The sequence below is a fragment of the [Phormidium] sp. LEGE 05292 genome, assembly GCF_015207735.1.
GTDB lineage: Bacteria > Cyanobacteriota > Cyanobacteriia > Cyanobacteriales > Aerosakkonemataceae > Floridanema.
Genome location: NZ_JADEWG010000172.1, coordinates 1 through 12,448, shown reverse-complemented (window position 1 = coordinate 12,448; position 12,448 = coordinate 1). Strand labels below are relative to the sequence as shown.

Annotated in this window: 10 protein-coding genes; 3 read left to right on the top strand and 7 right to left on the bottom strand. The window is 39.1% G+C overall.

What is annotated here, in order from left to right:
- A partial coding sequence (locus IQ264_RS28010) for a glycoside hydrolase family 10 protein (RefSeq protein ID WP_193985142.1) occupies window positions 1-2,034 on the top strand: 2,034 nt, incomplete at its 5' end.
- Window positions 2,035-2,108: 74 nt separating this feature from the next.
- On the opposite strand, the gene IQ264_RS28005 is transcribed toward IQ264_RS28010, so the two are convergent.
- From IQ264_RS28005 to IQ264_RS27995, 3 genes are all read right to left on the bottom strand, one after another.
- Window positions 2,109-4,028, bottom strand: a complete 1,920-nt coding sequence (locus tag IQ264_RS28005) for an ABC-F family ATP-binding cassette domain-containing protein (protein ID WP_193985140.1) — start codon at window positions 4,026-4,028, stop codon at window positions 2,109-2,111.
- A gap of 389 nt (window positions 4,029-4,417) precedes the next feature.
- Window positions 4,418-5,410, bottom strand: coding sequence for a pentapeptide repeat-containing protein (locus IQ264_RS28000; RefSeq protein ID WP_193985137.1), 993 nt, complete (start codon window positions 5,408-5,410; stop codon window positions 4,418-4,420).
- Window positions 5,411-5,445: 35 nt separating this feature from the next.
- Window positions 5,446-6,246 (bottom strand): hypothetical protein, encoded by an 801-nt coding sequence (locus tag IQ264_RS27995; protein ID WP_193985135.1) that lies wholly within the window; start codon window positions 6,244-6,246, stop codon window positions 5,446-5,448.
- A gap of 338 nt (window positions 6,247-6,584) precedes the next feature.
- Here IQ264_RS27995 and IQ264_RS27990 point away from each other — a divergent pair, with 338 nt between their 5' ends.
- Both IQ264_RS27990 and IQ264_RS27985 read left to right on the top strand, forming a co-directional pair.
- Window positions 6,585-6,935 carry a hypothetical protein gene (locus tag IQ264_RS27990; RefSeq protein ID WP_193985133.1) on the top strand — a complete coding sequence of 117 codons (351 nt, stop codon included), beginning with the start codon at window positions 6,585-6,587 and terminating at the stop codon, window positions 6,933-6,935.
- A gap of 272 nt (window positions 6,936-7,207) precedes the next feature.
- Window positions 7,208-7,345 carry a hypothetical protein gene (locus IQ264_RS27985; protein ID WP_193985130.1) on the top strand — a complete coding sequence of 46 codons (138 nt, stop codon included), beginning with the start codon at window positions 7,208-7,210 and terminating at the stop codon, window positions 7,343-7,345.
- A 141-nt stretch (window positions 7,346-7,486) separates the two neighbouring features.
- Here IQ264_RS27985 and IQ264_RS27980 read toward each other — a convergent pair whose 3' ends face one another.
- The 4 genes from IQ264_RS27980 to rodA all read right to left on the bottom strand — a co-directional run bounded on the left by IQ264_RS27980 (window position 7,487) and on the right by rodA (window position 12,318).
- Window positions 7,487-9,562, bottom strand: a complete 2,076-nt coding sequence (locus tag IQ264_RS27980) for a cation:proton antiporter (RefSeq protein ID WP_193985128.1) — start codon at window positions 9,560-9,562, stop codon at window positions 7,487-7,489.
- A gap of 280 nt (window positions 9,563-9,842) precedes the next feature.
- Window positions 9,843-10,487, bottom strand: a complete 645-nt coding sequence (locus tag IQ264_RS27975; RefSeq protein ID WP_193985126.1) for a hypothetical protein — start codon at window positions 10,485-10,487, stop codon at window positions 9,843-9,845.
- 157 nt (window positions 10,488-10,644) lie between these two features.
- Entirely contained in the window at window positions 10,645-10,842 is a 198-nt protein-coding gene (locus IQ264_RS27970; RefSeq protein WP_193985124.1) for an NAD(P)H dehydrogenase subunit NdhS, read from the bottom strand.
- A 60-nt stretch (window positions 10,843-10,902) separates the two neighbouring features.
- A complete protein-coding gene (rodA, locus tag IQ264_RS27965) occupies window positions 10,903-12,318 on the bottom strand; it encodes a rod shape-determining protein RodA (RefSeq protein WP_228061880.1) in 1,416 nt (471 codons plus the stop codon).
- Window positions 12,319-12,448 lie beyond the last annotated feature (130 nt).

Below are 12,448 nucleotides of genomic sequence, written 5' to 3'. Positions count from 1 at the left end.
GGGGAGCAGGGGGGCAGAGGGGCAAACTCGTTTGTTTCTTCCTCGACTTTAATACCCAGTCGCCAGTCGCGAGTCGCCAATCCTCAATCCCTAATAGTTCCAGTAGTACCCAGTCCTCAATCACCAGTCGCCAGTCGCCAGTCCCCAGTCCCCAGTCCCCAGTCCCCAGTCCCCAATCGCCAATCACCAGTTCCCGACCCTACGGAAAGGGTAGCGATGGCGGGGATTCGGGTTGCGCCTGGGGCGGAGGCGATTTCGCCGCAGGAGGCGATCGCAATGCGCCAAGAGTTAGAAAATTTAATTGGTAGGGTGGAAAGTGCTTTACTAACTGCTAATGCTGCTAATAGTTCGGTGAGAATTGCAGAGGGAAAGGTGGGAAATACTGCGATGACTGTTGCGGCTACTACTTTAACTACTAATCAATTATCAGCAGCAAATACGCTGCAACAAGCGCGAGAAGTTTTGCAATCTTTGCCGGAATTAATTGCTAATAGAGACTATGGTAATGCGCGGAGTCAATGGTTAAAAACAAGGGCTAGTTTGTGGAATTTGTACCCGCTCGATCGCTTGGTGGAAAATTCCGAAATTCGGGCTATTTGGTTAGACCGAGGAACGATCGTTCAAGCTGGTTCTGAACAAGGTTTGGCTAAAGTTTTTGACCGTTTAGCACAAGCAGGAATTAATACTGTTTTCTTTGAAGTTGTTAATGCTGGTTATCCGATTTATCCGAGTCAAGTTGCACCGGAACAAAACCCTTTAACTAAAGGTTGGGACCCGTTGAAAGCGGCGGTTAAACTGGCGCATGAACGGGGGATGGAATTACACGCTTGGGTCTGGACTTTTGCGATCGGAAATCAACGCCATAACACAATTTTAAATCAACCACCAAACTATCTTGGCCCGGTATTAACAGCCCATCCAGATTGGGCAAATTATGATAATCGAGGTAACATTATTCCTCTGGAACAAACCAAGCCATTTTTAGATCCAGCAAATCCAGAAGCAAGGCGATATTTACTTAAGTTATTTGAGGAAATTGTTAGCCGTTATAAAGTAGATGGATTGCAATTAGATTATATTCGTTACCCTTTTCAAGACCCTAGACGAGGTTTTGTTTATGGATATGGAAGTGCAGCGCGACAGCAATTTCAACAATTAACTGGTGTCGATCCAATTAATATTTCTCCTAATAGTCCTCTTTGGCAAAAATGGACTGAGTTTCGCACTGAGCAAGTTAATTCTTTTGTGGCGGAAGTAGCCCAAATGTTGCGACAAAAACGGTCTGATTTAATTTTATCGGTAGCGGTTTTTGGCTATCCAGAAGCCCAAAGAATTCAAAATTTGCAGCAACATTGGGAAGTTTGGGCGCGGCGAGGTGATGTAGATTTAATTTTACCAATGGCTTATGCTCAAGATACGAATAGTTTTCAAAGGTTGGCGGAACCTTGGCTTAATAATGATACTTTAGGTGGAACTTTAGTTTTACCGGGAATTTTACTTTTAAATTTACCTGAATTAAGTGCGATCGATCAAATTCAATTAGTGAGAGATTCCCCAAATGGCGGTTATGCTTTGTTTGCAATGGAGCATTTTAGTAATAGTTTGCAGGGAATTTTTAATCGCACGCAAGCAACTGTTAGACGGGATAATAAAGAACCATTCCCTTTGCGTCAACCTTTTGCAGCAGCGGCGAGTCGGTTAACACTTCTTCAAAAGGAATGGAACTTTTTGTTAGGTTCAAATCAATTATTGATGTCGCCAAACGATCGATCGCAATATAACACTCAAAGCGCAGAACTTTTAAAAGCATTCAATCGTTTAGCAGAAAAACCAAATGCGAGTAATTTTGATGCTGCGAAGAAAGCTTTAACACTTTTTCGTTTTCAATTTAGCGGTTGGATGCGATTACATTCTATGAAGAATAGCTATCAAGTGCAAACTTGGAATAATCGTTTAGCTAGTTTGGAAAGGTTGCTGAATTATGGGGAAAGAATTGTTTTGAAAAGGTCAAATTCTACTGCTGTTCAACGTTAATAAAACTGTCCGTTGTGACGACTTCAGTCGTAGCTTTGTGACAAATGAAGGACTAAAGTCCTCACAACAGACAATTAACTTACTCTTTCTGCTAATTCTAACCATCTTTCTGTAGCAGAATCGATCGCTTCCGTCAATTCAGCCAACTTATCAGTTAACTTTTGTAATTCATTAAAATCACTGGGAGGATTGTTGTAGAGAGTTTTTTCAACTGCTTCTTTTTCGGCTTCCATTTTAGGAATTTTATTTTCTAGTTCTTCATATTCCCGCTTTTCTTTAAAAGAGAGTTTACGAGGTTGATCGGATTTTGGAGTTTCGATTTTGGGTTTAGAATCTTTAGATTCTGAAACTTCCTTGGTTTTTTTAAGTTCTTTTTCTTCGGTTTCTGCGGCAGCTTTATAATCTAAATAAACCGAGTAATTTCCGGGATATTGTCGGATATTTCCCCCATCTTCAAACGCAAAAATTACGTCAACAGTACGATCGAGAAAATAGCGATCGTGCGATACCACAATTACACAACCATTAAAATCTTCCAAATACTCTTCTAAAACCCCTAAAGTTTGCACATCTAAATCATTTGTTGGTTCGTCTAAAATCAACACATTTGGCGCACTCATCAACACTTTTAATAAAAACAATCGCCGTCTTTCCCCACCGGAAAGTTTACTAATTGGTGCATATTGTTGATTCGGTGGAAACAGAAACCTTTCCAACATTTGCGAAGCAGTAATTACACTTCCATCGGAAGTTTCTACCAGTTCAGCGATATTTTTTAAGTAATCTATTACTCGTTGTTCTTCGTTTATATTTACATCATCTGAGTGTTGATCGAAATAACCAATATGAATTGTTGAACCAAGTTCGACTGTTCCCGAATCTGGTTGCACTTTTCCGGTAATTATATCCATTAAAGTGGATTTTCCTGCGCCGTTACTCCCAATAATTCCAATGCGATCTTCGGGATTAAAATTATATGTAAAATCCTTAATTAAAGTGCGATCGCCATAACTTTTGCAAATTTCTTTTAGTTCAATTACTTTCTTCCCAATCCGTCGCCCAACCGTAGAGATTTCAACTTTTCCTTGCGTTTGTTTGAACTCTTGCGCTTGCATTTCTCGAATGCGATCGATCCTTGCCTTTTGTTTAGTACTGCGTGCTTTTGGCCCTCTTTTTAACCACTCTAATTCCCGGCGCAAAACTCCCGCGTGTTTGCGCTGACTACTAATAGCTGATTCTTCAGATTCAGCTTTTTTCTCTAAATAATAAGCGTAGTTACCAGAATAAGTGTAAAGGTCGGCGCGATCGATCTCAATAATTCGATTAGTAACTTTATCCAAAAAATAGCGATCGTGCGTAATTAACAACAAAGCACCGCGAAACCGATTCAAATAACTCTGTAACCACTCCACAGAAAGCGCATCTAAATGGTTCGTTGGTTCATCCATTAATAACACATCAGGTTCCGATAAAAGCGCCGTTGCTAAAGCAATTCTTTTTCGATAACCGCCAGACAAATCGCCAATTTTGGCATCAAAATCTTCAATTCCCAACTTACTTAAAATCACTTTGGCGTTGGTTTCTAATTCCCACGCACCCACCTCTTCCATGCGTTGCGAAACACTAGACAACCGCGACATTAATTTGTCATGATCTCCATGTCCATGAGCTAGTTTATCGGAAATTTCTTCATATTCCCGCACTAACGCCATTTGTTCGCCACTATCAGCAAAAACCTGCTCTAAAACTGTATGATTTTCATCTAAATCTGGCTGTTGAGGTAGGTAGACAATTTTAGAACCCGAATTAACCCAAACTTCGCCGCTATCAATTGGTTCTAAACCTGCGATCATTTTCAATAAAGTCGATTTTCCCGAACCATTAGTGCCAATTAGCCCAACTTTATCACCCTCATCTAAACTAAAACTGGCATCTTTGAGAATTTCTTTGATACCGAAGTCTTTTTTTAGCGATCGCAATGTAAAAATAGTCATAATTCCCAGCTTGTCTACCAATATTCTAGTGTAACGCTCTCTCAGACTTGTGTGTTATCAAACTATCATCAAAACTCATCTGCTTTCATCTGCGAACCCAACAAAAAAGCTACATTTACATCTGCGTTTATCTGCTTTCATCTGCGGTAAAAAAAAGACTTCCCAATTTTACCAAAAATCTAATAAGCTCAGTTTCTAAGTTTTAGATCCCCCTAAATCCCCCTACCCTGCGGGAAGGCTACGCCTATAACAAGGGAGACTTTGATTCTGATTTCCCCCTTAATGTTAATAGCAAAGCTTCGTTTGGTTCCCCCCTTATTAAGGGGGGTTAGGGGGGATCAAAGCTAACAAAGTAACAACACAAAACAAATTTCAGTTATAAAATTCCTTTATTCATGAGTTGTACCATCAGGCATAGTAGCACCTGCCAATTCTGCACCCATTAAATTAGCACTACTCAATTCTGCCCTTGCCAAATTCGCCTTTCGCAAATTCGCACCAGAAAAATCAGCCCTTGCCAAATAAGCCTCAATTAATTCCGCTTCAGATAAGTTAGCTTCCCGCAAATCTACCCGACTCAAATCTACCTTAATTAATCTCGTGCGACTCAAATTTGCCCGACTCATTTTCGCCTTACTCATCTTGGCATCCGTCAGCAAAGAATCGCGTAAGTCTACATTTGTCAAATCTGCATCAGTTAAATTTGCCCGTTCTAATTTAGTATTCCGCATATAAGCCCCTGCTAAGTTAGCCCCACTCAAATTGGCATCATTGAGATAAGAATTACCCAATTTTGCCCCAGCTAAATTAGCACCACTTAAATCTGCTTCTCTTAAAGTTGCTTCCGTTAAATTAGCCCCACTCAAATCTACTTTTGCTAAATTTGCACCTGTTAAATTAGCTCCGCGTAAGTCAGCTTTGTGTAAATTTGCGCCGATTAAATTCGCCGTGTAAATTCTCTTTTCTTCCCGGAAATTTGCTCCCCGCAAGCAAGCACCTGTGAGATTAGCGCCACTTAAATTAGTTCCCCGCAAATCTGCATCCATTAAATTAGCATCTAAAAGATTGGCTAAGGTAATATCTGCACTGCGTAAATCAGCACCTTTTAAACTAGCGCCATGTAAATCAGCATTATGTAAGTTAGCAGCAGTTAAATTTGCCTGATTTAAGATCGCACCATCAAGTTTGGCACGAATTAAATTGGCTTTGCGTAAATCCGCTCGACTCAAATAAGAAAAAATTAAATTAGCTCCATTTAAATCTGCGCCCTTGAGAGTTATGCCAATCAAATCAGCATTAAAAAGATTGACAGCCCGCAAATTAATTCCCACAAATTGTGTTTCACCTGCGGCATAACGTTTTAACAGTTCATTAGGGTTCATATTGGTGTATTTGTGAATATAAATTTTCTCAAGTTTTAAGATGGGCGAATTTGACAAGTTTCTTCGCCATCATCTAGATCATCTTTCGCGCCTGTAATTTCTCCCTCAAAATTCATGACAAAATTTTCTAGTTCATATTGATTTGACTCCCGGTTAGCATAGTAACGTTTCATTGCTTGATAAACTGCCCCTGCTGCTTGTGTATATTCATCTGTTGGATTTAAGTTTTTCGCTACTGTTTGCAGGTTATATTCTAAGTCTTTTAAAGTTTTGCATTTATCAAATAGCTTGTGCAACAAAACGTCTAATTCTTTGGTTTTTAAACTTAACCAATCTTGTTGGCAACTAAAGTCCAATAGATGATAAATAATCGAATAAGCCAATATTTTTGCCCGGAGTGGATTAGTATATTTCATAATCTCCACCCGCAATTCAAAGGTATCGTAACTTATTAGCGGTTCATCCCAGCCTAAATTGGGTTTATACTCTAAAGATTGTGGCACAGGATTGCTTTTGACAACTTGTTGGGTAACTTCTTGTGAATCTGGATAAAGCCTTGTCATCTGTTCAGCAATCACATCAGCAACTAAGGCATATTCCATTGGTTTATTCAATGTTTTGACAAGTTTATCTAAGGAATGATTCAAATAATCTAAAGTAGGATTTGCTATTTGCAATTCTTGAATTAGTTCTTTTAATTTTATGCTATTTAACTGATTGGCATCATTTTCCCACTTACTTTTACAAATTGCATAAATGAGTTTTTTGATACGTAAAGCATTTTGATGTTCTTCTAAGTTTTTGACGACTTCATCAAGCAAGGATAAAGCTTTCATTATTGCTACCACACTCAACTATTTAGATGAGAAAGTCTTGAGTCTATTTTATTACGATCGGACCTTCCTAGAGCTTGTACGGATATTGTATTCCCATAACAAAATCTAGCAACTTCCAGAGCCACTAGCTATAGGACTTCTTCCAGAGTACCGCACAGAATAACCAGACTATCTCATCTTGACAAATATTTAATCAATTAGGGATAAAAATTGAAAAAAATTTTATAATTTGCCATCCTGCTTTAGATATATTTGTATCCACCTTTGGGTATACTTAGCAAAACGGTAATTTATTAACGAACAAGCTGTACGTTTGGTAAATAAAAGGTATTTTTGGCATGAATTATTTCCAGTTAGAAGAAGAAATTTCTAAGTTGACTACGGCGATGATGACTCGCCATCGGGAGATTGTTTCTGACTTAATTATGAGTTTGAAAGCACAATTAACTCTAGAAGAGGTAGCTGGTGTAGTTTTGGTAAGTATCGAACGTTTGTTATGGTTTGATATAGATTTATTTTTTTGGTGTGCAGAAAATCTAATTCCGACGGAGATTAAAAGCGAAATCAAGAAAATAATTGCTGTAAATAACTATAAACAGTTAATTGCTAAGGGTTTAATACCCGGACAAGATTTTAGTATAGATGGAGACGGTAAACTTTTACAAAATCCTTGTCGCCGTACTCATTAAGCTGTGGAGCATCTAAATTTACTAGTTGAGGTAGCAGGGGAGAGGATTAGGGCAATTTTCTCCTCTATTGAAATAATGTAAAACACCTTAATTCATCTTAGTTCATTGGGTTTAGCGATCGCATTCCCCTAATTTGCTTTGCTTATAGTAATTATTACGAATGCTAAGCAAACTCAGCCAATAGATTGAGTATAAATCACTATAAATCAGTAGATAAAAAGACCACAATTGAGGGAATATTAGAAATAGCATAATGTTCAGGAGGCCAAATTATGGCACCATACATTTCCTTCTCTTCCGCACTGCAAACATTTGCACAGGCTTATCTAGTTTCCGTTGTACTGGTACTGGCGCTTTCTTATATCGGCTGGGTGATCGTTGAAATTATGGAAGAATCCCACGAAATTTAATCATCTAAACTCGCTTCTTACTGGGAAAAGCTCCAAGGCAGAAATCAGAAGGCAGAAGGTAAGAATACTTGTAAAGTTGAGTTTTAAGCCTTTTGTAATTGGCTACTTATTTCCGCCATCCTGCTATAGGAAATTTTAATTTTAGTAAGAAACAACTTCTGGATAATTTTTTTGTGGTTCTCCCAACAACACGAACGAACAATGAAGTTGCTGCACTATTTCAGTAGTAATATTGCTCATTGCTAATCCTGCCGCAGTGCGTTGCCGTTCCGATCGCAAAACCACTAAATCCGAAAGTTGAGACGCAATAAGTACTGCTTTTACAATATCATCATTAGCCACGACTTTAATATCAGTATTAATGTCAGGCATCCATTTTTCAGCTAACAAATTCATCTGAGAAGTTGTCCAAGCAATTTTAGTAGGTGAAGTGCGGCGATCGCAAACATTTAACAAAGTTACTTGTGCCTGATTTGCATCTGCTAAAATTTTGGTAAATCTTATTAACCTAACAGCTTGATTAGTAAAATTTTCCATTGGCACCAAAATTCTCTGAATCTTACTAGGTGAATCCAGCAAGCGGGTAATCGCCACCGGACAATGAGAAGCCCATAAAACCCCATCAATTACATTTCCAAACAAACGTGCTCGGAAACTAGTGCGACTACTCCAACCCATCACAATTAAATTAGCATTTTTTTCCCGACTAGCACGACTAATTCCTTGAGCAACAGCATCATCAATTCGTAATATTGCTTCTGCTTCCACGCCTAATTCTCGACTCATTTCCATTGCTCTTTCAAGTAACATTTCATTTCGGTCTAGAGCCTTATCCAACTCGGAAGCATCCATGTGAGCGTGAGCTTGGGGAATAGCTAAAGGCAAAATTCTCCCACCTTCATGCTTTGCCAAAATCGCCGCCATTTCAATCAAAAATCTTTCTGTTTGCGGATTTCTTACTGGCACTACAACAGAAAAACGAGAACTAACTTTTTCTTCTTCCTCTATTTCTGTTTTTTGCTCCACAGAAACAACATTAGTCTCAGCTAAACGCAAACCCGGAGCAACTTTACTAGTAATTAATGGCCCTAAAGTAGCCGTTACTAGCATTAATACTAAAACACTATTCAAGACTCCTTCATTCAACATTCCCGCCCGATAACCTACCAACGTGGCTGCTAAAGTTGCCGCTACTTGAGGCATAGATAACGACCACATAGTTAACATTTCTTGCTTGTTGTAGCGATATATTAATGAAGCAAACAAAGCAGCTAAAAATTTACTTATAATTAAACCGGAAACAATTGCCAATGTCAGCCAAATTGATGACAGACTTTTCAGAAAACCGGGAATATCAATTAGTAATCCCATATCCACGAAAAAAGCCGGAATAAATAGGACACTACCGACAAATATTACTTTTTCTTTGACAGGCCCTTCTCCGATCGCATCATTCACCGCCAAACCTGCCAAAAAAGCCCCAACAATTTTTTCTACCCCGATTAATTCAGCCCCCAAAGCAGCCAGAAAAACTGCTAATAACACAAATAAAAACTGATTACCTTGATCGTCACCTGTGCGTCGGAAAAATTGCCTTCCTGCCCAATCAAAACCAAATAAGACGATCGCAGAATAAACAATTAACATTCCCAACAAAGTGAATAAACTAGTTAAAGAAAACTCACCTTTATGAATGGCAATACAAACAGCTAATACTAACAAAGCACCAATATCAGTAAAAATTGTCGCCCCAATTGTTACTGTAACTGCTTCATTTCCTACCACCCCAAGACGACTCACAATTGGATAAGCCAAAAGTGTATGAGACGCAAACAGAGAACCAATTAAAATTGAAGCATTCCAATCAAAACCAAAAAATCGCCCCACAATTGTTCCGAAAATTAGCGGCACAATAAAGGTAAAACTGCCAAAACCTGCGGAACGATATTTAGTTTTGCGGAACTGTTCCATATCAACTTCTAAACCTGCAACAAACATCAGGTAAACTAACCCAATGTCTGAAAGTAATTCCATAGTTGGTTGTTTAGTTTGCAGTATATTTAAAGCATTAGGGCCAAGGATAACACCTGCTGCTAGTAAACCAACTAATCCCGGTAATCGTAATTTTTCAAATAATGGAGGTACAGTAAGAATTACCGCCAGCAAAATCGCAAACGGCACAATTGGCTGCTGAACTACGTGCAAAATTGATTCCATAATGTGGCAGGTTAGATAAAGGGGCTGAATGAACTGGGAAACAAAATCAATATTGCTTTGTTTCTGATGTTTAGATTTTTTTGAGTTTAGGGTAAAAGGTAATGGTTCAAAACTTAAGCCAAATTAATTTAACCTGATAAAAAATACTGAGTCTACTAGCCTATGGATAGATTTAATACTATGTCTTAAGGTAAAAAAGATTTATCAAATGGATTTTTATCGAAATTTTAATTGTTGTTAAATTTACAATTATCTTAACTTAACAAAGACAGTTATTTTATCACAAATGGATTTGGCTTAGAATCACTCTTAAGCGATCGTAATCATCACGAAGTAATGTACTTAAATAACGTCCAGCTTTCACCAACCAAGTGCGATCGCCCTTTCTTAGCTGATAAATTCCTCGAATCGCCGCCGCGCAAAGTGCATCCACAGGCGCTTGCGGCACTTGCAGGAGCATTCGCAAAAAATCTAACTCTTCACTAAATACAATAATTTCTTCAGGTTCGCAGAAATAAACAGCTTGGTGAATTTGCGGAGGACGGGGAGGAATATGTTGATAAAAACTTTGCTGTTTTCCCGGAGTTTTATAACCCACAATAGCAGCACTAAACTCAGTTTTTAGCATCGCAAAAATTTGCGGTTGTTCTTCCCGTAACTCCGCCAAAGACATTCCTAAAGCACGGGCGCGATGTACAGAATCAATTGGTGAAGTAGTGGCATGATAAACCACAGCATAAATCAGATTATCTGATTCTTCATCGAGCGATCGCACCCAACTTCCAAAAGGAGGCATCGCCGGAAAACTTAAAGTCTCTGGTTCCAAACATTGAGCCAAAAACTCCGAAGTTGAGGTTACTATCACCTCAGCAAAATGATTCGGGTGGCGAGTCCCACCAGCAAATTGTGGTAAAGGAAGACGCATAATTTTAGCTAATTGGTAGTTGGTAATTGGTAGTTGGTAATTGGTAGTTGGTAATTTAGTTATTTATTAACTCAAGTCTCCAGTTATAAAGTAGTAGATAGAGCAGGCAGCCCACTACCCACTACCCACTACCTACTACCTACTACCTATTACTTGTTTACTTGCCCTTTTTCTTACCAGCAGTTGTATCTACCAGTTCCAATTCGGAAAGGCGAAAAGTGATTAATTTATCCCAGTTACCACCTTCAAACAACACAGCTGCCTTACCATCAGTAACTCGTTGTACTAACCCTTGAAAACCATAATAAATATCATTGACATTTTTAACACGCACAGCTGATCCGGGCAAAAACATGATTATCTCCTCAGTGATTGCTTCATTATTAGCTTACTATTAATTACTGGGTTGCCAAAACTAAAACTTAAGTCGCTGTCGATAATTTGCCACCGATTCTACCAATCCTACAGCAATAAAATTGGTCAACATAGCCGATCGCCCGTAACTCACCCAAGGCAAAGGAATCCCCGTCACAGGTGCCATCCCAATCGTCATCCCAATATTGACAATTACCTGAAACACAATCATTGCCAAAACACCAACAGCTAACAGAGAACCAAAATTATTCTTAGAACTCTCAGCAATCATCACCAAACGCAGACAGAGGAACCAAAAAACTAGCAAAACCGCAATACAACCCACAAAACCCAGTTCCTCACCAATTGCTGAGAAAATAAAGTCCGTATGTTGTTCAGGAACAAAATTTCCCTGAGTTTGAGTTCCATGATACAGACCCCTGCCCCACAATTCACCAGATCCAATAGCAATCCGAGATTGAATCAAGTGATAACCCGAACCTAAAGGATCGTGTTCCGGGTTCAAAAAGGTAATGATGCGATTTTTTTGATAATCCTTCAATAAACCCCAAAAAATATGTCCAGCTTCACCACCAATTAAATTAATCGCCACTGCACCAACAGCACCTCTAACTGGCCAAGGTAAAGTTTTCCAGCCAACCACTGCCATTAATGCTGACCAAGCGCACCATCCCGGTAAGTAAACATTAAACAAAATTGCCGAGACAACAGGAGAACTGAGCAAGAGTAACCAACCGGGATTTACATTAGCCCAATACAGCATTCCCAGAGTGATTGCCCCAAAAACCAAAGAAGTTCCTAAATCTGGTTGTAAAAAAACTAAAGCCCAAGGAACAGCTGTAATTCCCAAAGACCGGGCTAAAGAACCCATAGTCGCAGAATCTTTAGCACTTAATAGCACGGCTAGAGTAATAATCAACGATAACTTAGCAAATTCTGAAGGCTGAACATTGAAGGAACCAATAGCAATCCAACGTTGGGCACCTTTGGCACTCGTACCAGCAATCATCACAAAAATCAGAGACAGATTGCTAATGCCATAGATAACCCAATGCCATTTAATCAAGTTTTCATAACGCCAGCGAGCGCATAAAAGCATCAAGCTTAAACCGACTACAGCAATGAGGATATGTTCTGCCCACTTGGGAGCTTCTAAAAAGGCTTTAATGACAATCAAACCGAAAGCTAGACCACCAATTAACCATTGCTGCCAATTTTCATGAGCGACATATTGTGCTGCTACGACCAATATCGTCAGCACTAATGCTAAACCACTCAAAGCGAAAACCCAAGGTTTCCACCATAAATGCGTAATTTGATTAAGTTCTGTACTACGGATCATGATGCCGCCTAAGATGGAAAGTCCCAGAGGCAGCAGAAATAGCCAAAGGTCTGTTTGTTGCCAGGGTAAGACTATAGACTTCCAACGAAATGATTTTATTGACTTCAACATCATGATTTTTTAGATCGGACTCCAGGGAAAAGAGCAATTTTAGATTTCAGATTCTAGATTTTAAATGGTCATGACTGGGGACTGGGGACTGGGGACTGGGAAGAAGAGATAGGGAGGTAGGAAGGTAGGGGGG

Coding starts and splice junctions, on each gene's coding strand:
- IQ264_RS28000 (WP_193985137.1), bottom strand. CDS start 5,410: ATGAACCCTAATGAACTGTTAAAACGTTATGCCGCAGGTGAAACACAA.
- IQ264_RS27970 (WP_193985124.1), bottom strand. CDS start 10,842: ATGTTTTTGCCCGGATCAGCTGTGCGTGTTAAAAATGTCAATGATATT.
- rodA (WP_228061880.1), bottom strand. CDS start 12,318: ATGATGTTGAAGTCAATAAAATCATTTCGTTGGAAGTCTATAGTCTTA.
- IQ264_RS27975 (WP_193985126.1), bottom strand. CDS start 10,487: ATGCGTCTTCCTTTACCACAATTTGCTGGTGGGACTCGCCACCCGAAT.
- IQ264_RS27995 (WP_193985135.1), bottom strand. CDS start 6,246: ATGAAAGCTTTATCCTTGCTTGATGAAGTCGTCAAAAACTTAGAAGAA.
- IQ264_RS27980 (WP_193985128.1), bottom strand. CDS start 9,562: ATGGAATCAATTTTGCACGTAGTTCAGCAGCCAATTGTGCCGTTTGCG.
- IQ264_RS27985 (WP_193985130.1), top strand. CDS start 7,208: ATGGCACCATACATTTCCTTCTCTTCCGCACTGCAAACATTTGCACAG.
- IQ264_RS28005 (WP_193985140.1), bottom strand. CDS start 4,028: ATGACTATTTTTACATTGCGATCGCTAAAAAAAGACTTCGGTATCAAA.
- IQ264_RS27990 (WP_193985133.1), top strand. CDS start 6,585: ATGAATTATTTCCAGTTAGAAGAAGAAATTTCTAAGTTGACTACGGCG.